Annotated in this window: 16 protein-coding genes; 10 read left to right on the forward strand and 6 right to left on the reverse strand. The window is 63.5% G+C overall.

What is annotated here, in order from left to right; genetic code table 11:
- Positions 1 to 33: 33 nt before the first annotated feature.
- Positions 34 to 1185: a LysM peptidoglycan-binding domain-containing protein gene (locus tag IVB05_RS10705; protein WP_247784118.1), complete on the reverse strand. Its 1152-nt coding sequence runs from the start codon at positions 1183 to 1185 to the stop codon at positions 34 to 36.
- A 114-nt stretch (positions 1186 to 1299) separates the two neighbouring features.
- A complete protein-coding gene (locus IVB05_RS10710; RefSeq protein ID WP_247784119.1) occupies positions 1300 to 2316 on the reverse strand; it encodes a magnesium and cobalt transport protein CorA in 1017 nt (338 codons plus the stop codon).
- 259 nt (positions 2317 to 2575) lie between these two features.
- Between IVB05_RS10710 and IVB05_RS10715 the strand changes: the two genes are divergently transcribed.
- The 9 genes from IVB05_RS10715 (at position 2576) to IVB05_RS10755 (ending at position 12606) form a co-directional block, all read left to right on the forward strand.
- The gene (locus IVB05_RS10715; RefSeq protein WP_247784120.1) at positions 2576 to 2842 is read left to right on the forward strand and encodes a hypothetical protein; all 267 of its coding nucleotides are present in this window, start codon (positions 2576 to 2578) and stop codon (positions 2840 to 2842) included.
- A 1-nt stretch (position 2843) separates the two neighbouring features.
- Positions 2844 to 3005: a hypothetical protein gene (locus IVB05_RS10720; protein WP_247784121.1), complete on the forward strand. Its 162-nt coding sequence runs from the start codon at positions 2844 to 2846 to the stop codon at positions 3003 to 3005.
- Positions 3006 to 3580: 575 nt separating this feature from the next.
- Entirely contained in the window at positions 3581 to 3670 is a 90-nt protein-coding gene (locus tag IVB05_RS10725) for a K(+)-transporting ATPase subunit F (RefSeq protein WP_016846764.1), read from the forward strand.
- 116 nt (positions 3671 to 3786) lie between these two features.
- Positions 3787 to 5490 carry a potassium-transporting ATPase subunit KdpA gene (gene kdpA, locus IVB05_RS10730; RefSeq protein ID WP_247784122.1) on the forward strand — a complete coding sequence of 568 codons (1704 nt, stop codon included), beginning with the start codon at positions 3787 to 3789 and terminating at the stop codon, positions 5488 to 5490.
- A 25-nt stretch (positions 5491 to 5515) separates the two neighbouring features.
- On the forward strand, positions 5516 to 7630 hold the full coding sequence (gene kdpB, locus IVB05_RS10735) for a potassium-transporting ATPase subunit KdpB (RefSeq protein WP_247784123.1): 2115 nt from the start codon (positions 5516 to 5518) through the stop codon (positions 7628 to 7630).
- 134 nt (positions 7631 to 7764) lie between these two features.
- On the forward strand, positions 7765 to 8367 hold the full coding sequence (locus IVB05_RS10740) for a K(+)-transporting ATPase subunit C (RefSeq protein ID WP_247784124.1): 603 nt from the start codon (positions 7765 to 7767) through the stop codon (positions 8365 to 8367).
- 41 nt (positions 8368 to 8408) lie between these two features.
- Complete coding sequence (locus tag IVB05_RS10745; RefSeq protein ID WP_247784125.1) at positions 8409 to 11120, forward strand: sensor histidine kinase KdpD; 2712 nt, start codon at positions 8409 to 8411, stop codon at positions 11118 to 11120.
- Positions 11117 to 11806 carry a response regulator transcription factor gene (locus IVB05_RS10750; RefSeq protein WP_247784126.1) on the forward strand — a complete coding sequence of 230 codons (690 nt, stop codon included), beginning with the start codon at positions 11117 to 11119 and terminating at the stop codon, positions 11804 to 11806. The genes IVB05_RS10745 and IVB05_RS10750 overlap by 4 nt, the downstream gene beginning before the upstream one ends.
- A gap of 149 nt (positions 11807 to 11955) precedes the next feature.
- Positions 11956 to 12606, forward strand: coding sequence for a pyridoxamine 5'-phosphate oxidase family protein (locus IVB05_RS10755; RefSeq protein WP_247784127.1), 651 nt, complete (start codon positions 11956 to 11958; stop codon positions 12604 to 12606).
- A gap of 75 nt (positions 12607 to 12681) precedes the next feature.
- Here IVB05_RS10755 and IVB05_RS10760 read toward each other — a convergent pair whose 3' ends face one another.
- The 4 genes from IVB05_RS10760 to IVB05_RS10775 all read right to left on the reverse strand — a co-directional run bounded on the left by IVB05_RS10760 (position 12682) and on the right by IVB05_RS10775 (position 17873).
- A complete protein-coding gene (locus IVB05_RS10760) occupies positions 12682 to 14064 on the reverse strand; it encodes a TRAP transporter large permease subunit (RefSeq protein WP_247784128.1) in 1383 nt (460 codons plus the stop codon).
- Positions 14065 to 14084: 20 nt separating this feature from the next.
- Entirely contained in the window at positions 14085 to 14636 is a 552-nt protein-coding gene (locus IVB05_RS10765; protein WP_247784129.1) for a TRAP transporter small permease subunit, read from the reverse strand.
- Between the two features lie 137 nt (positions 14637 to 14773).
- Positions 14774 to 15847 carry a TRAP transporter substrate-binding protein gene (locus IVB05_RS10770; RefSeq protein WP_247784130.1) on the reverse strand — a complete coding sequence of 358 codons (1074 nt, stop codon included), beginning with the start codon at positions 15845 to 15847 and terminating at the stop codon, positions 14774 to 14776.
- A 418-nt stretch (positions 15848 to 16265) separates the two neighbouring features.
- Positions 16266 to 17873: an AMP-binding protein gene (locus IVB05_RS10775; protein WP_247784131.1), complete on the reverse strand. Its 1608-nt coding sequence runs from the start codon at positions 17871 to 17873 to the stop codon at positions 16266 to 16268.
- 176 nt (positions 17874 to 18049) lie between these two features.
- Between IVB05_RS10775 and IVB05_RS10780 the strand changes: the two genes are divergently transcribed.
- On the forward strand, positions 18050 to 18295 hold the full coding sequence (locus IVB05_RS10780; protein ID WP_247784132.1) for a DUF6496 domain-containing protein: 246 nt from the start codon (positions 18050 to 18052) through the stop codon (positions 18293 to 18295).
- The last annotated feature ends 160 nt before the right edge of the window (positions 18296 to 18455 follow it).

The following is an 18455-nucleotide window of genomic DNA, read 5'->3' on the forward strand; positions in this document are numbered from 1 at the left end:
TTAAGATCGCGTCATCGCGATGATGGTGGCGCTTCACTTCGCCGGAACGACAAACACCTGCCCGGGATAAATCAGGTTGGGATTGCGGATCTGTTCCCGGTTCGCCTTGTAAATGACGGCATAGCGCGTGCCCGCGCCGTACGAGACCTGGCTGAGACGCCAGAGGCTATCTCCGCGGGAGACGGTGGTGGTCGCTATCTTCGGCACCACCACGGTGGAGGGCGGCGAGCCGCTGTCCGGCAAAACGGTAGTCCCTGCGGCAGCCAGCCGCGGAGCGGCTATGTCCGCGCGCTTGGCCTGCGCCGTCACGGACGCGGTTGTGTCGGGAACGCTGAACGGCACCTCGGCGCGTGCACGCACCGTGCCGGAGCTCGACGCCTCGTCCACCCTGACACGGTAGCTGCCCGCTGCGACCCCCTCATTGATGGTGACTGCAAAACGTCCATCCGTGCCGGCCGTTACCGACGTAATAAAACTATCGTTGAGGTAAAGCCTCAGCGCTGCGCCGGGACGCGCCTGGCCGCTGACATGGAACTTGCCGCCCGGCTCCATCTCGACCGTTTCCACGACCACTGCGCCGGCCGCCGGTTTTGGCGCCGCTGGTTGCGACAACACGACGGTGGGCTTGTCCGGCGTGATCAGCGCCACGACCGGCCGGTCGGTCGCTTTCGGCTCAAGCGCCACCGCCACGCTTTGTTTGGACGTGACCTGCTTGCCGTCGGGCTGCCTGGCGCGCAGCGTCAGGTCATAGGTGCCTGAAGGAAGCCGGGGCGGGACGATGACGAATTGTCCGGATTGATCCGCGACCGCGCGATCGTGCACCTCGCCGTTACGCAGCAGCTCCACCGTTGCGCCTGGCGCCGCCCGACCCGCGATCACGGCCTCGCCTGTCGGCTCGATGCGGGCAACGTCGAACGTCGGCACGCCGTCGCTGTTCTCTGGCGGTGGGGGTGATCCGGCCAGCGCGTCCACGATGGCGTTGGCTTCCGCTTTCGCCGTTGCGAGCGGGGCGGGACTTTGCTCTCGCGCGTCCGATGCAGGCTTTGAGATCATCGGCGCTGTCGTTGCCGCCAGGCTGTCAGCCGGGGGTACGCGGACGTGCTGAATGGCGAAAGCGAGCGCCGCGCCACAGGCGACAAACGCCAGGATGGGGATGATCGTTCGGCTCGCCGATATGGCAGTCATGATATTCACCCGTCTGCCGGATCGTTGGCTCGCCGATAGTCTATATCGTCTCGAGCAGGGTGGGTACCGGTTTGCGACAAGAAAATGCGGCCTTTGGTGGGTCAGCTTGCAGGCTTATAGCCAGCCGACGCGCCGGAATCGCCAGAACAAGCCTGAGCATACGAGCAGGATCGTACTGATTACGCCAAAATAGCCATATTGCCACTCCAGCTCCGGCATGTGCTTGAAATTCATGCCGTAGATGCCGGCGATCGCCGTCGGGACCGCGATGATGGCGAGCCATGACGCCAGTTTCTTGGACACTGCGGTCTCCTGTGCCTGGCCGACCAGGAGGCTTGCCTCAAAGGCAAACGCCAGCACCTCGCGAAGCGAATCGATCTGCTCCTGCACCGTCCGGACGTGGTCCGTGACGTCGCGAAACAACGGCTGCATCGTGGATCGCACCATCGGCAGATTGTCATGCTCGAGCCGGCGGCAGACTTCCACCAGGGGCCCAACCGCATTGCGCAGCCGCAGCAGGTCGCGCCGGAGCAAATAGAGGCGCTCGATCTGCGCCTGCGTCATGGCGCTGGCGAGCACTTGCGCCTCCATCGCCTCGACTTCCTCCTGAATGGTTTCGAGCACGGGGGAGTAGTTGTCGACGATGAAGTCGAGGATGGCGTAGAGAATGTAATCCTCGCCCCGGGCCAGTGCCCGAGGACAGCTTTCGCATCGTTCGCGCACCGGCTTGTAGGACGTCGAGGCGCCGTGCCGGACCGACACGATATATCCTTCGCCGACGAACAGGTGCGTCTCGCCGAATGCGATGCTGTCGCCGTCGAGCTGCGCAGTGCGCGCCACGATGAACAGCGCGTCGCCATATTGCTCGATCTTCGGCCGCTGATGGGCGTGGTCGGCATCCTCGATGGCGAGATCGTGCAATTCGAATTGCCGCTGCACGCGGCTGAGCACCGACATATCCGGCTCGTGCAGGCCGATCCAGACCACGTGGTCGGGCTTGCTGCGCCAGCTCGAGGCTTCATCGATGGCGATGTTGGCGACACGCCGGCCCTCGACGTAGACGCCGGCTGCGACCACGCCGCCGGAGACGGCGGGTTCGGTTTTCATGATGCCTGACGATGCGACGTTCATGGCTTCCACCCTCGATGATTGTTGCCGAACCTTGCTTCGCGGCGCTGTTTTTCGAATGAGGCTAGCACCATGGAATCCGCCGTCAATGCGATCGGGGTGACGATGTTCCCGCAGGGCCCCTTCGACCATGCCGGTGCGACCTGTCGATCTTTATGCCGTGCCTATGCGAAAGGCTCGCCGGACCTCTCGAAATCCTACGCCTGCCTTTGCATGTTCGCTTGTCAGGCGCGCGCTTCGCGCCGCCATTGGGAAGACGACCATGACGCTTTTCTACACGCACCATGACCGGCGGTACGGTTCGACCGGCGGCTTTTCCGCAGGCCGCGCGGTACGCCGCCTGCGGACCGCACTGAAGATAATCCATCGCGCGATCGCTGCCGCAAAGATCCGGCGGCTGCGCAACGAATTGCGGCTGCACGCCGCAACGCGCGCGAAGTGGGCGCGCCCGCACCAACCCGACCCGGAAGCGCATGGCGACCGTTTTCCGCAGCCGCCGCTGCATCTCGGCGAGAAATGGGATTTCTGACATGCGACAACCCTCGTCAATACCGTTCATGGCGTTGCTGTTGCGCGCGCTAACCCGTCTGTTGACCTTGCTCGGCAACGAGCCGATCAGGGCCTATCGTCCGGAAGCCTACTACATGCGCGGTCCGGGACCGGCGTGGCGGGCCAAACACGGCGAGGGTTGACCAGGTTTTCGTCGCAAAGGCGGGCGACCGCGGCCTCGACCAGGGGCTTGGCCGCTTCGCCCAATGGCACGAGCGGCAGACGCGTATCGGGCCCAAGCAGGCCAGGCAGCGCGAGCGCGTCGCGGGCTGCACGATGTCGAGCCGATCAATAGTGAAAACGCGAGAAATAGATCGCTGTTCTCAGCGCAACCAGTCCGACAAGCAGCCCTGCTGTCAAAAGTAACGGAAGCGCGCCAAGGCAGAACCGCTTGATTGCCGCCAAACGCATTCTTGCCGTACCGGCTCCGCCGATGTTCCGCCGTTTCGGCGAATGAAGCGAATCTTCGAAATGATGCGTCAGCGGCGGGATCTTTATGAGAATCCTATAACGTCGCCATCCCTCCCGTCTCGAAAACCTATACGCCCAGTGGCACCTCAGCCCGGTAAAGACGCGAAAACCGTCCATTCGGTTCGCGGATCACGTCGCACAGGAACATCCCATGTTGGACATCGTCATGCTGGCGCTCGGCCTCGGTTTCTTCGTGGCGGGCATTGGCTACGCCTATGCCTGCGAACGGCTGTAACGGAGCGGAGCCATGATCTTCGATTATTCACTCGCCGGTCTCGTCTCGCTGGGCCTGCTGTTCTACCTGACCTACGCACTGCTGCGGCCCGAGCGCTTCTGAGCGCGCCATGCTTACGCTGGTCGAAGTCGTCCTGGCGTTTGTCGTGACCTCGGCGCTCCTGATCGCGCTCATTCGCCTGCTGCTGCCTGCAAGAAAATTCTGAAGGATTCCCGACAATGACCGTCATCGGCTGGATTCAAATTCTCCTGTACTGCGCGATCGTGGTCGCGCTGGTCAATCCGCTCGGCTGGTACATGACCCGCGTCTTCAACGGCGAGTCCACCTTTCTGTCCCCGGTGCTGCGCCCGGTCGAGCGCGGGCTTTACTGGATCGGCGGCGTCGATGAGAGGCGTGAGCAGCATTGGCTGACCTATACGGTGGCGATGCTGTTGTTCCATGTCGGCGGCTTCTTCATCATTTATGGGCTGATGCGGCTGCAGGCGGTGTTGCCGTTCAACCCGCAGGACCAGTCCGCGGTCGCCGCAGACCTTTCCTTCAACACCGCGATTTCCTTCATCACCAACACCAACTGGCAGAACTACGGCGGCGAAAGCACGCTGTCGTACCTGACGCAGATGGTCGGCCTGACGCACCAGAATTTCCTGTCGGCCGCGACCGGTATTGTACTTGCGGTGGCGCTGATCCGCGGCTTCGCCCGTTCGTCGCTGCGCACCATCGGCAATTTCTGGGTCGATGTAACCCGTTGCACACTTTACGTGCTGCTGCCGATTTGCATCGTCTATACGCTGTTCCTGGTCTGGCAGGGCATGCCGCAGACGCTGGGCCCCTACGTCGAAGCCACGACGCTGGAGGGCGCCAAGCAGACGATTGCGGTCGGCCCCGTTGCGTCGCAGGTCGCGATCAAGATGCTCGGTACCAATGGCGGCGGCTTCTTCAATGCCAATGCCGCGCATCCCTTCGAAAACCCCACCGCGCTGTCGAACTTCGTTCAGATGATCTCCATCTTCGCACTCGGCGCGGCGCTCACCAACGTATTCGGCCGCATGGTCGGCAACCAGCGCCAGGGCTGGGCGATTCTCGCTGTCATGGGCGTGCTGTTCGTCGCTGGCGTCGCCATCACCTACTGGGCCGAGGCCAACGGTACCTCGGCGCCGAGTGCGCTGGGCCTGACTGGCGGTAACATGGAAGGCAAGGAGGTCCGCTTCGGCATCGTTGCTTCCTCTCTCTTTGCGGTCATCACCACCGCGGCCTCTTGCGGCGCGGTCAACGCCATGCATGACTCGTTCACCGCGCTCGGCGGCATGATCCCGCTGATCAACATGCAACTCGGCGAGATCATCGTCGGCGGTGTCGGCGCCGGCATGTACGGCATGCTGCTGTTCGTGGTGCTGGCGATCTTCGTCGCCGGGCTGATGGTCGGCCGCACGCCTGAATATGTCGGCAAGAAGATCGAGGCGCGCGAGGTCAAGATGGCGATGCTCGCGATCCTGATCCTGCCGCTGATGATCCTGGGCTGGACGGCCGTTGCGGTCGTATTCCCGCCGGCAGTGGCGTCGATGGCCAATGCCGGGCCGCACGGTTTCACCGAGGTGCTTTACGCCTACAGCTCCCAAACCGCGAATAACGGTTCTGCTTTCGGGGGGCTCACCGGCAACACCCCCTTCTACAATCTGACCGGGGCGATGGCGATGTTCGTCGGCCGCTTCTTCATGATCGTGCCGGCCATGGCGATCGCGGGCTCGCTCGCGGAGAAGAAATCAATCCCGCCATCGATGGGCACGTTCCCGACCACCGGGGGCCTGTTCGTCGGCCTCGTCGTCGGCGTCATCCTGATCCTCGGCGGCCTCACCTTCTTCCCGGCGCTGGCGCTCGGGCCGATCGTCGAGCACCTCGCAATGAACGCCAACACCCTGTTCTGATAGATCCCTCTTCGGAGTTACGTCCATGGAAGCCATGAAACTGCAGAAAAAGGTGACGGCGTCGGCGATGCTCGACCCCAAGATCCTGGTGCCTGCCATCAAATCGGCCCTCGTCAAGCTCGATCCGCGCCTGATGATCAAGAGCCCCGTGATGTTCGTGGTCGAGGTCGTGGCGGCGCTGACGACGGTCATCTTCCTGCGCGACCTCGTCACCGGCGGTGCAAACCTCGGATTCACGTTCCAGATCATCCTGTGGCTGTGGTTCACGGTGCTGTTCGCCAATTTCGCCGAGGCTGTCGCCGAAGGCCGCGGCAAGGCACAGGCCGAGTCGCTGAAGAAGACCCGCACCGAGAGCCAGGCCAAGCTGCTGACGGGTTCGGACAAGACCTTTCGTCTGGTGCCCGGCACCGCGCTCAAGGTCGGTGACATCGTCCTGGTCGAGGCCGGCGACAACATTCCCTCCGACGGCGAGGTGATCGAAGGCGTCGCTTCCGTCAACGAGGCCGCGATCACGGGTGAATCCGCGCCTGTGATCCGTGAGTCCGGCGGCGACCGCTCGGCGGTGACCGGCGGCACGCAGGTATTGTCCGACTGGATCCGCGTCCGCATCACCGCAGCGCAGGGCTCGACCTTCATCGACCGCATGATCAAGTTGGTGGAAGGCGCAGAGCGGCAGAAAACGCCGAACGAGATCGCGCTCAACATCCTGCTGGCTGGATTGACCATCATCTTCGTGTTCGCGACCGTGACGATCCCGAGCTATGCGGCGTATGCCGGGGGCTCGATTTCGGTGGTCGTGCTGGTGGCGCTGTTCGTGACCTTGATTCCGACCACGATCGGCGCGCTGTTGTCGGCCATCGGCATTGCCGGCATGGACCGGCTGGTGCGCTTCAACGTGCTGGCGATGTCCGGCCGCGCGGTCGAGGCCGCGGGCGACGTCGATACCCTGTTGCTGGACAAGACCGGCACCATCACACTCGGCAACCGGCAGGCCACCGCGTTCCGTCCCGTGCGCGGTGTGACCGAGCAGGAGCTGGCCGATGCGGCCCAGCTCGCCTCGCTAGCCGACGAAACGCCCGAAGGCCGCTCGATCGTCGTGCTGGCCAAGGAGAAGTACGGCATCCGCGGCCGCGAGATGCATGAGCTTGCCGCGACATTCGTGCCCTTTACGGCGCAAACCCGCATGAGCGGCATCGACGCCGGGTCGTCATCGGTTCGCAAGGGTGCGGTGGATGCGATCCTCAACTATATCGGCGGCGGCACGGCGCAGACCATGGCGAGCGGCAACGCGGTCCGCGCCATCCAGCCGATGGTCGGCACGGAAGCGGCCCGCGAACTCCAGGCCATCGTGGACGAGATCGCCAAGGCCGGCGGTACGCCGCTCGCGGTGGCCAAGGATGGCCGCCTGCTCGGCGTCATTCACCTCAAGGATATCGTCAAGGGCGGCATCCGCGAGCGCTTTGCCGAACTGCGCCGCATGGGCATCCGCACGGTGATGATCACCGGCGACAATCCGATGACGGCCGCTGCGATCGCCGCCGAAGCCGGCGTCGACGACTTCCTGGCGCAGGCGACCCCTGAAGACAAGCTCAAGCTAATCCGCGACGAGCAGGCCAAGGGCAAGCTGGTGGCGATGTGTGGTGACGGCACCAATGACGCGCCGGCGCTCGCACAGGCCGATGTCGGCGTCGCCATGAACACCGGCACACAGGCCGCACGCGAGGCCGGCAACATGGTCGACCTCGATTCCAACCCGACCAAGCTGATCGAGGTGGTCGAGATCGGCAAGCAGCTATTGATGACCCGTGGCGCGCTGACCACGTTCTCGATCGCCAACGACGTCGCGAAATACTTCGCCATCATCCCCCCGATGTTTCTGGCGTTCTATCCGCAGCTTGAGGTGCTCAACGTCATGCATCTGGCGAGCCCGCAGAGCGCCATCCTGTCGGCGATCATCTTCAACGCGCTCATCATCATCGCGCTGATTCCGCTGGCGCTGAAAGGCGTGCCCTATCGCGCGGTAGGCGCTGGGGCTCTATTGCGCCGTAACCTGCTGATCTACGGCCTCGGCGGCATCATCGTTCCCTTTATCGGCATCAAGGCCATCGACCTCGCGGTTGCGGCGCTTGGTTTGGCATAACGCGTCATTGCCTGCGACAAACGCGAAGCGTTTGCGCAAGGGAGCGAAGTGACGAAGCAATCCATTCTTCCTTTGCCGCACCATGGATTGCTTCGCTTCGCTCGCAATGACGGAGAAACTTACGGAGAACGACCATGCTTAGAGAAATCCGTCCCGCTATCCTCATCCTGCTCCTGCTTACCGCGATCACAGGCCTTGCCTATCCGCTCGCCATGACCGCGATTGCCGGCGTGATCTTCCCGAAACAGGCGCAAGGCAGCCTGATCGAGAAGGACGGCAAGGTGATCGGCTCCGCGCTGATCGGGCAGGAGTTCAAGGACGACAAGTATTTCCACGGCCGCCCTTCGGCGACGCTGGCGCCTGATCCTGCCGATTCGACCAAAACCGTGTCAGCACCCTACAACGCGGCCAATTCCGGCGGCTCCAACCTCGGCCCTACCAGCAAGGCGCTGAACGACCGGGTCAAGGAGGACGTCGAGAAGCTGAAGGCCGAAAACCCCTCTGCGGCGGTGCCCGTCGACCTCGTCACGACATCCCCCAGCGGCCTCGATCCCGATATTTCGCCGGAGGGCGCGCTGTTCCAGGTCCCGCGCGTGGCCAGAGCCCGCAATATGCCTGAGGATCGGGTCCGCCAGTTCGTCATCGAGAACACCAGGGGCCGCTTCGCCGGGTTTCTTGGCGAGCCGCGCGTCAATGTGCTGGCGCTCAACCTGGCGCTGGACGCAGCATCCAAGTGACGGTGACTAGGCTCAACCGGAAGCGGCTACTATAATGCCCTATGGCAAATCGCGACCTTGAACAGCGGCCTTCGCCGGATGCGCTGCTGGAGGCCGCCCGGCGGGAAAGTGACACCGCCGGCCGGCTGAAGATCTTTGTCGGCGCCGCCCCCGGCGTCGGCAAGACCTATGAGATGTTGCAAAGCGCGCACGCCAAGAGGAAGGCGGGCGTCGATGTCGTCGTCGGCGTGGTGGAGACCCATGGCCGGGTGGAGACCGAAGCGCTGCTGCACGGCCTTGAAGTCATTCCGCGCAAGCGGATCAGCTACAAGGACCAGACGCTCGAGGAGATGGACCTCGACGCGCTGATCGCGCGGCGGCCGCAAATAGCTTTGGTCGACGAACTCGCCCATACCAACGTGCCGGGCAGCCGTCATCCCAAGCGCTATCTGGACGTCGAGGAATTGCTATCCCACGGCATCGACGTCTACACCGCGGTCAACATCCAGCACATCGAAAGCCTCAACGACGTGGTCGCGCAGATCACGCATGTGCGGGTGCGCGAGACCGTGCCGGACAAGGTGTTCGATCGCGCCGACGCTATCGAACTGATCGACCTCACGCCCGACGACCTGATCCAGCGGCTGAAGGAAGGCAAGGTCTACGTCCCCAAACAGGCCGAACGCGCGCTGGAGCATTATTTCTCGCCGGGCAACCTGACGGCGCTGCGCGAGCTGGCGCTGCGGCGCACCGCCGAGCGGGTCGACGAACAATTGCTCACCCATATGCAGGCCAACGCCATCGCAGGTCCCTGGGCTGCGGGCGAGCGCATGCTGGTTTGCGTCAGCGAAGACCCGCGGGCGGCAGGGCTCGTGCGTTATACCAAGCGGCTGGCCGACCGGCTGCACGCGCAATGGACCGCGATCAGCATCGAGACGAGACGCAGCCTGCAACTGACCGACGAGGAGCGCGACCGGCAGGCCGACACCATGCGGCTGGCGGAAGCGCTCGGCGGCGAGGCGCTGACCATTCCCGGCGTCGGCCGCCGCATCGCCGACGACGTCATCCATTTCGCGCACGCCAACAACGTAACCCAGATCATCATCGGCAAGTCGACGCGTTCGTGGTGGTTCGAATTGACGCGCGGTTCTGTCGTGCACGATCTGGTGCGGCGCGCCGGAAATATCAGCGTCCACGTCATTGCCGGCGACGAAGAGGGCGTGGCGAAGCCGGCGGTGCAGACCGCGGCGCGGCAGGAACCGTTCAACCCGCGGCCCTATATGATGGCGCTGCTGTTCGTCGCGATCGGCCTCGCTGCCGCCACGCTGATCCAACCCATGTTCGGTGGCATCGAGAACGTCGATCTGGTGTTCCTGACCGCTGTGGTCGCCGTCGCTGCCCGCTTCGGCCTGTGGCCGTCCCTGCTGGCCAGCGTCGCAGCGTCGCTGTCGTACAATTTCTTCTTTCTCCCGCCGGTTTATACCTTCACTATCACCGACCCGACCAATGTCGCGGCGTTCTTCTTCTTCATGCTGATCGCGCTTCTGGTCTCCAACGTCGCGGCGCGGGTGCGCTCGCAGGCCGATACCGCGATCGGCCGGGTGCGCACCACCGAATCGCTCTACGCTTTCAGCCGCAAGCTGGCCGGTACTGCGACGCTCGACGACGTGCTGTGGGCGACGGCCTATCAGATCGCGCTGATGCTGAAGGTGCGGGTGGTGTTGCTGTTGACGGAAGAAGGCGTGTTGACGGTGAAGTCCGGCTATCCGCCGGAGGACGAACTCGACCAGGCCGATCTCGCCGCCGCCAACTGGGCGTGGAGCAACGACCGTCCGGCCGGGCGCGGTTCGGACACGCTGCCGGGAGCGAAGCGGCTGTTCCTGCCGATGCGAACCGGGCGTGGCGCGATCGGCGTCATCGGCATCGACGATGACCGCACAGGCCCGTTGCTGACGCCGGACCAGCGCCGCCTTCTGGATGCGCTGGTCGATCAGGGCGCGCTTGCGATCGAGCGGGTGCTGCTGGTCGAGGACATGGACCGGGTCAAGCGCACGGTGGAATCTGATCGCCTGCGCGGCGCGCTGCTGACCTCGATCTCGCACGATCTGAAGACGCCGCTGGCCTCGGTGCTCGGCGCCGCCAGTACCCTGCGCGATCTCGGCGCCGCCCTCAACGACGCCCAGAAGAACGAGCTGCTCGCCACCATGATCGACGAATCCGAGCGGCTGAACAGGTTCATCGCCAATCTGCTCGACATGACCAAGCTGGAATCCGGCGCCATCGTGCCGAATGCCGCGCGGCATGACGTCGGCGAGATCGTCGGCAGTGCGCTGCGGCGCGCCGGAAAGATTCTCGTGCATCACAAGGTGTCGCTGGAGCTCGGCTCCGATCTGCCGATGCTGGAGCTCGATGCCGTGCTGTTCGAGCAGGTGCTGTTCAATTTGCTGGACAACGCCGCCAAATACGCGCCATCAGGCACCACGATTTCAATCAGGGGCGCACGGGATCATGGAAAGGTCTCGCTGCAGATCATGGACGAAGGCAACGGCATTCCGTCCGAAGAACTGGAAAGTGTGTTCGATAAATTCTATCGCGCGCAGAAGGGCGATCACGTCCGTCCCGGTACCGGCCTTGGGCTCGCGATTTCTCGCGGCTTTGTCGAGGCGATGCACGGTACGATCGTGGCCGCCAACCGTACCGATCGCAGCGGGGCGGTGATAACCATTCGGCTGCCTGTACCGGCGGCGTCAAATGCGCTGGATACCGCCGCATGAATGCCACCCCGATCAAGGTTCTGGTCATCGACGACGAACCGCCGATCCGCAAGCTGTTGCGGATGGGGTTGAGCACGCAGGGTTACGACATCCTGGAAGCCTCCAACGGCAAGATCGCGCTGGAGAAGCTGGCCGAGGGGCCGGCGCTGATCATCCTCGATCTGGGCCTGCCTGATATCCAAGGTCATGATTTGCTGCGCATGATCCGCGGCCGCAACGAGAGCGTGCCGATCGTGGTGCTGTCGAGCCGCGGCGACGAGGCCGGCAAGGTGCAGGCGCTCGACCTCGGCGCCGATGATTATCTGACAAAACCGTTCGGCATGGACGAATTGCTGGCGCGGATGCGCGCCGCGCTGCGGCACCAGTTGCAGGTGCAGGGCGAGCGACCGGTGTTTCGCGCCGGCGATCTCTCCGTCGATCTGGTGCGCCGCATCGTCAAGACCGGCGAGCGCGAGGTGAAACTGTCGCCGAAGGAATATGATCTGCTGCGCGTGCTGGTGCAGCATGCCGGCAAGGTGCTGACCCATCGCTTCCTGCTGAAGGAGCTGTGGGACGAACTGACGGATGCGCAATATCTGCGCGTCTATGTCCGCCAGCTCCGGCAGAAGATCGAAGCCGATCCGGAGCGTCCGCAATTCGTGCTGACCGAGACCGGGATCGGCTACCGGTTGCGCGCGCCGGATTGATTAGATCGCGCAGGTGGTCGCGTCCCCGGTTCATCGTGCGGGTCAGCTTGCCCCAGACGCTGCAACCGTAAAGTGGTATGCTCAATTGCGGGATTTGATCGAGACTGAGCTCGCGCGCGCAGGAAACTCAGGCAGGAGGAAGCACGGCCATGGCTGAGAGCGTCATGTATCACGAAGGCAATCGGCAATTACAGGATCAGTTCGACAGCCGCCGGATTTCGGACCGGCTGGAAGAGAAGCTGATGCGCAAGGAATTTTCGGCTGACGACAAGCAGTTCATCGAAAGCCTTCCTTACTTCTTCCTGGCGACGGCCGACGCCGAGGGCCGGCCCGATTGCTCGTTCAAGGGCGGTGCGCCGGGCTTTGTGCGCATCACCGAGCCTTCCGAGATTGCATTTCCGGACTATGACGGAAACGGCATGTTCAAGAGTCTCGGCAACATTGTCGCCAATGCCGATGTCGGCCTGCTGTTCATCGCCATGCACGACAAGCCGCGGCGCCTGCGGGTCAACGGCAGCGCCAGCGCTAGCGACCGCGACCCGCTGCTATCGGAGACCGTCGGCGCGCAGCTCATCGTTCGCGTGACCGCGCGCGCGATCTTCCCAAACTGTCCGCGCTATATTCCGACGATGAGTTCGATAGAACCGTCGATCTACGTGCCGATCGCCGGCCAGGACGCGCCGGAGCCGGCCTGGAAGGGCTTTGCGGATTTCAAGGACTGCATCCACCCGCGGCAGCCGACCTTCAAGGGGTGGGGACGGCAACCGTTCGCAAAATCGCTCGGCCTGCGGGTAGTCTAGGCCGGGACGACGAGTTGCGCGTGGTGACGCAAGCCCTTCCCGAAGCCGCACTTCCGTTCCCCAACGAACTGGCGGCTATTCGATGAAGCCGGCCAGTCTCGGCAGCCACAGGCTGATGCTCGGGAAATAAATGCACAGCATCAAGCCGAGCGCCTGCAGCGCGACGAACGGATACATGGCCGTGAACACGTCGTTCATGGTGACGCCCGGCGGCGCCGTGCCCTTCATGTAGAACAGCGTCGCCCCGAACGGCGGCGTCATGAACGCGGTCTGCAGATTGACCGCAACCAGCGTGCCGAACCAGGTCATCAGGGCAGCGTTGTTGCCGATGTGGTCGGAAAAGTCGTACCTCAACAGGATCGGCCCGAACACCGGCAGGACGATCAGGCAGATCTCGATCCACTCGAACGGGAAGCCGAGCAAGAAGATCAGCACCATGACGAAGCCGAGCATTTCCCACTTGGTGTCGATGCCGAAATGGGTGAGCGTCGAGATCATCAGGTCGTCGCCGCCGAGCACGCGGAACACGTAGGAGAAGCCGGTTGCGCCGAGGAAGATCAGGAACACCAGGCCGTTGGCGCGGCAGGAGGCATAGATCGCCTCGTTCATCATCTTGAACGTCATGCGCCGGTTCAGCGCGGCGATGAACATGGAGCCGAGCACGCCGACAGCCCCGCTCTCCGTGGGCGTCGCCCAGCCAGCGAAGATCGAGCCGAGCACGATCACCAGCAGTGCCGTCATCGGGAACAGGCCCCGCCAGAGCGCGTACCAGAACGCACTGCGGGTCTGCGGCCCGTAGCCAGGCGGCAGCTTCGGCGCGGCGCCCGGCCTGAAGATCGCGACGAGCACGATATAGACGAGGTAGAGGCCGGAGAGCAGAAAGCCCGGCATGATGGCGGCGAGAAACAAATTACCTGCCGAGGTCGCCAGCATCTCGGCCATCACCACCAGCATGATGGCCGGCGGGATCAGGATGCCGAGCGTTCCGGCCGAGGCGATGGTGCCGATGGCAAGCCGCTTGTCGTAGCCCGCGGCCAGCATCTGCGGCAGCGCGATCACCGACAGCGTGATGACAGCCGCGCCGACCACGCCGATCGGCGCCGCCAGGATCGTGCCCATCACCATCACGGAGACCGCCAGCGCGCCCGGGCACCGCTTGAGCAGGACCTCGGTTGCGTCCAGCATGTCCTTGGCGGAGCCCGATCGCTCCAAGATCGCGCCCATGAAGATGAACATGGGGATCGACGCCAGCACCGGATCGTTGGCGACCCCGCCCCACATGCGCAGCACGATATCGGACAGGCCGATCAGGTTGAAGGTGCCGAGCCAGGCGCCGAAGACCGCAAAGGCGAGCGCCAGTCCGCCCATGATGAAGGCGACCGGGTAGCCGATGAAAATGAAGAAAAACATCGACACGAACATGATCAGAGCGAGATTGTCGGCCAGCCAGTCGAGCACGTTGCGGTCCCCCGGTTGGATTAGACGTCGGTAATCACATGTCCGATTTGCAGATTGACTTCCCGCTCCGACTTTTGGCCGAACAGGAAGACGATCACGCGGAGCAGTACGCTGAGGATGCCGAGCACCACCATCCACAGGCCGGCTGCGTAGATGCCTTTGATGATCCAGCGGTGGGTCAGCCCGACGGTGCTGTCTGACTGCTCGCCGAGCCGATAGGACTGCGCAACGAAATCCAGGCTGTAGTAGGCGACCAGCGCCATGTAGGGCAGTGCCAGCAGGAGGCAGCCGGCGAGTTCGATCCATGCCCTGCGGCGATACGACATCATCTCGGTGAATGTATCGACCCGCGGATGCGCGTTGATCGTGTAGCAGTAGCCCATCCAAAGCGAGAAGATCGCGGCGTGGAAGTGCCATTCCAGCTCTTGCAGCCTGGTGTACGGCAGCTGCAAGCCAAACTTGCGCGCGACGACATCGAACGTGGTCACGCACGCCATGATAACGAGCAGCCAGCCGGACGCCAGGGCAACAACCTCGAGCGCCCGCCGCATACTCTCGGCCAGCTTCAGCAATGCATTCATCGCGACAAGTCCTGCTGTGGCGCACCCCGCGGCAGCGCACCGTGCGCAGCCGGCTGATCTCATCACCGGCCGGCGAGGCAACCCCCCGGCGGGAGCCGGCGCAGCCGCGCTGCACCGGCTGCCTCCGCTCAATCCTTCTGGTAGGTGGTCTTCATCGTCTGCGACACGCCCCACACCGCGAACTTCTTGCGGTAGTCCAGGTAGTGGTCAGCGACCTTCTTGAACAGCGGGTCCTTGGCCGATTCCTCCGCCAGCACTTCCAGCCAGGCCTTCTCCAGCGCGGCCAGGTCCTGGTCGCTCCAGCGCTTGACCTGAACCTTGTGCTTGTCGCGCATCTCGGCCATCGCCGCGAACTGGGCGTGGTCGCTCTCGACGTAGGTGTGCATGACGGATTCGCCGAGGGCGATCTCGATGATCGCCTTGTTCTGATCCGACAGCTTGTCCCATGCCGCCTTGTTCATCAGAAGCTCGCTCACCGAGGTCTGCTGATGCCAGCCTGGGAAATAGTTGTACTTGGCGATCTGATGGAAGCCCAACTTGGTGTCCATCGTCGGCATCGAGAACTCGGTCGCGTCGATCACGCCGCGCTCCAGCGCAGGATAGATGTCGGCCGCTGCCAGCAGCTGGGTGGAGACGCCGAGCTTCTGCATCACCTGTGCGCCAAGGCCGAAGAACCGCATCTTCAGCCCCTTGAGCTCCTCGACCGACTTGATCTCGTTGCGGAACCAGCCGGAGGTCTCGGGCGCGATGGCGAAGGAGTCGATCGCAATCAGGCCGTGCTGGGCGTAGATCTCGTTGCGCAACTGGTTGCCGCCACCGAACCACTTCCAGCCGAGGAATTCGCCGACGGGCGGGCCGAACGGCACGGTGGTGAAGAAGGCGAGCGCGGGGTACTTGCCGGTGTGGTAGCCCGGCGTCGTCCAGCACGATTCGATCGAGCCCTTGGACACTGCGTCGAAGCACTCCAGCGGCGGGATCAGCGCGCCGGGCTCGTAGAACTTGATCTCCAACTTGCCGCCCGACAACCGCTCGACATTCTTCGCGAAGCGCACGGCCGAGGTGCCGAGGTGTGGCAGCTGGCTGCCGAACGCGCTCTGCATCTTCCAGCGGACTTTTTCCTGCGCGTTGGCATCTGTGGTCACCGCCGTGAGGGCCAAGGCGGCTAGCCCCGCGAATCCCAATATCAGTGTGGATTTAATCATCGCAGCTCCTCCCTTCGTTTCACGCAATGCCGGTGCCCCGCAGCTCACACGGCTGCAATGGTTGTTCGGCGGTACGCTCGATGAGGTGGCTACGTTTCTTTTTGGCCTTGGAAGGTGCCGGGACGGACGTTGTCTCACCCCATTCCCAGCAACGTGGCATGAAGGCGCACAGCTGTCAAAAAGAAGCGCTTGGCAGACGACGCAATTTGCAGTCGCGTCTTAATTCCTTCCACGCCCGTATTTTCCCGGAGCCGGTCGCAACGCCGATATGGTGCGCCGCGAAGACGCGAGCCATCGCCAAGCGAGGATCTCATCCGGACAATTGTCGATTGGCCTGGAAACTGGGGAGCGGCATGCGCGACTTGGCCTCAGCCGTGCTTTGGGCGGCTCCTCGAAGGGGCGAGGACCGTGCTCCAGACTAGATCGCCGTCATCTCGCCCTTGGTCCAGGCTTCCCGCAGCTTGAATTTCTGGATCTTGCCCGATCCCGTCAGCGGGAACGCGTCCACCACGAACCAGTGTTTTGGCGTCTTGTGCGGGGCGAGCGAGGCGCGCATGTAGTCGATCAGTTCTTCCTTTTCGATTGTTACGCCGGGCGCCGGGCGGATAAAGGCCGCGACCTCTTCGCCCCATTTCTCGTGGGGAACGCCGATGACGGCGACTTCGCCGACCTTCGGATGCTTGAACAACAGCTCCTCCAGCTCGCGCGGATAGATGTTCTCGCCGCCGCGGATGATCATGTCCTTCAGCCGGCCTTCCACCGTGCAATAGCCGCGGGCGTCCATCGCGCAGAGATCGCCGCTATGCAGCCAACCGTCCGCATCGATCGCGGCCGAGGTCGCGTCAGGCATTTCGAAGTAACCGAGCATCACGTGATAGCCGCGGGTACAGAATTCGCCGACAGTGCCGACCGGAACGGTCTCGCCGGTATTGGGGTCGATGATCTTGCTTTCCATGTTGGGCAGCGGCAGGCCGATCGTATTGGCCTTGTCCTCGACGCTGTCGGTGGTGCGGGTTTGCGCCGCGACCGGGGAGCATTCGGTCTGACCGAACACAATCGTGAAGGGTGCGCCGAGCTTTTCCTCCAATAGCCGCACCAGCGCAGCCGGCACCGTGGAGCCGCCGGAGCAGATCGCCTTGACCGACGAGAGGTCGGTCGCCGCGAATGTCGGGTGTTCCAGCATCGCGACCAGCATGGTGGGAACGCCGAGCATCGCATTGCCGCGATAGGTCCCGAGCATTTCCAGCACCAGTCCAGGCTCGAAGGCTTCGACCAGCACCTGGGTCGAGGCTTTCGATACCGCGCCGATCATGCAGCAGACGCAGCCGCCGGTATGAAACAGCGGCATCGTGGTGACGAAGACGTCGCCGGGATCGACGCCCATCCGGTCGGCGGTGTCGGCGCCGTTGTTGAGCAATCCGCGATGGCGGAGCAGGGCGCCCTTCGGAAAGCCCGTGGTGCCTGACGTGTACTGGATCATGACGGGATCGTCGGGACTGACCGCCGGCAGCTTGATGCTATCATCGTCGCCTGCCGCGATGAAGGAATCCCAGTCGTCGAAAGAGATGATCTCGCGCAACTCGGGGCAGTTCGGCGCCACCGCCTGCACGGTCTCCAGCATCGGGTTGCCGCGAAAGCTGCTGACGACAAAGACGCCGGCCGAGCGCGACTGCTTCAGCACATATTCGACTTCCCTGGCGCGAAAGGCCGGGTTCACGGTGACGAGCACCATGCCCGCCATGCCGGCGCCGAATTCGAGCATCACCCATTCCGGGAGGTTCTGCGCCCAGACGGCAACGCGCTCGCCCGGTTTGAAGCGCGACAGCAGCGCGCGGGCGGTGCGCTGGGCTTCACGATAAAACTGCGCGTAGGTCCATTGCCGGCGCAGCTTCGGATCGGGGACGCCCGCAATCAGGGCCACGCGATCGGGCGCCGCCTCAGCCGCCTTGCGCAAGAGATCGCCGAACGTCATCTCCCGCACCGCAGGTGTCGTTGGGCCCGCGACGTGCGACTTCGTCAATGTCATAAAATCCTCCCCGGTCCGGGGACGGCGCCGTTCTTGCTGCCGGCGTTTCAGTCGTCCCCCGGCGGCCAAAATGCCTTCCGTCGCCGGTCAATGCAAGCGGACTATGAGGTGCGAGGAACTTTGCATGCCACCGGTGATTACTTTTTCGCCAAACGGAGGAAAGCCGGAGAAAAGCAATGGCACGCAGATACTCGAAGAAGGCGTCGACCGATGTCAGGCGCGCGATGAAGAAGCGCAAGGCTGGTACGCTGAAGAGCGGCCGTTCGGGCAGGACGGTCAAGAGCCGCAAACAGGCGATTGCGATCGGGCTGTCGGAGGCGAGGGCCAAGGGCAAGAAGGTGCCGAAGAAGGCTGCGAAGAAGCGGAAGACGGCGAAGAAAAAGACAGCGAAGAAGCGGAAGGCGAAGAAGTCGAAGCGGTAGGGCAGCAACTGCCGTCATTGCGAGCCAACGGGTCGCGCGAATGCGCGCCCGATGACAGGCTCCGCGAAGCAATCCATAGCGCTGCATGCGGAGACATGGATTGCTTCGTCGCTTCGCTCCCTTGCGCAAACGCTTCGCGTTTGTCGCAGGCAAAGACGAG

The organism is Bradyrhizobium sp. 170, assembly GCF_023101085.1.
Lineage (GTDB): Bacteria > Pseudomonadota > Alphaproteobacteria > Rhizobiales > Xanthobacteraceae > Bradyrhizobium.

What these genes read in the sequence shown, in the direction of transcription:
- IVB05_RS10750 (WP_247784126.1), top strand. Translation starts at nt 11,117, where the DNA reads ATGAATGCCACCCCGATCAAGGTTCTGGTCATCGACGACGAACCGCCG.
- IVB05_RS10740 (WP_247784124.1), top strand. Translation starts at nt 7,765, where the DNA reads ATGCTTAGAGAAATCCGTCCCGCTATCCTCATCCTGCTCCTGCTTACC.
- IVB05_RS10770 (WP_247784130.1), bottom strand. Translation starts at nt 15,847, where the DNA reads ATGATTAAATCCACACTGATATTGGGATTCGCGGGGCTAGCCGCCTTG.
- IVB05_RS10755 (WP_247784127.1), top strand. Translation starts at nt 11,956, where the DNA reads ATGGCTGAGAGCGTCATGTATCACGAAGGCAATCGGCAATTACAGGAT.
- IVB05_RS10710 (WP_247784119.1), bottom strand. Translation starts at nt 2,316, where the DNA reads ATGAACGTCGCATCGTCAGGCATCATGAAAACCGAACCCGCCGTCTCC.
- IVB05_RS10705 (WP_247784118.1), bottom strand. Translation starts at nt 1,185, where the DNA reads ATGACTGCCATATCGGCGAGCCGAACGATCATCCCCATCCTGGCGTTT.
- kdpB (WP_247784123.1), top strand. Translation starts at nt 5,516, where the DNA reads ATGGAAGCCATGAAACTGCAGAAAAAGGTGACGGCGTCGGCGATGCTC.
- IVB05_RS10715 (WP_247784120.1), top strand. Translation starts at nt 2,576, where the DNA reads ATGACGCTTTTCTACACGCACCATGACCGGCGGTACGGTTCGACCGGC.
- kdpA (WP_247784122.1), top strand. Translation starts at nt 3,787, where the DNA reads ATGACCGTCATCGGCTGGATTCAAATTCTCCTGTACTGCGCGATCGTG.
- IVB05_RS10720 (WP_247784121.1), top strand. Translation starts at nt 2,844, where the DNA reads ATGCGACAACCCTCGTCAATACCGTTCATGGCGTTGCTGTTGCGCGCG.
- IVB05_RS10745 (WP_247784125.1), top strand. Translation starts at nt 8,409, where the DNA reads ATGGCAAATCGCGACCTTGAACAGCGGCCTTCGCCGGATGCGCTGCTG.
- IVB05_RS10780 (WP_247784132.1), top strand. Translation starts at nt 18,050, where the DNA reads ATGGCACGCAGATACTCGAAGAAGGCGTCGACCGATGTCAGGCGCGCG.
- IVB05_RS10775 (WP_247784131.1), bottom strand. Translation starts at nt 17,873, where the DNA reads ATGACATTGACGAAGTCGCACGTCGCGGGCCCAACGACACCTGCGGTG.
- IVB05_RS10725 (WP_016846764.1), top strand. Translation starts at nt 3,581, where the DNA reads ATGATCTTCGATTATTCACTCGCCGGTCTCGTCTCGCTGGGCCTGCTG.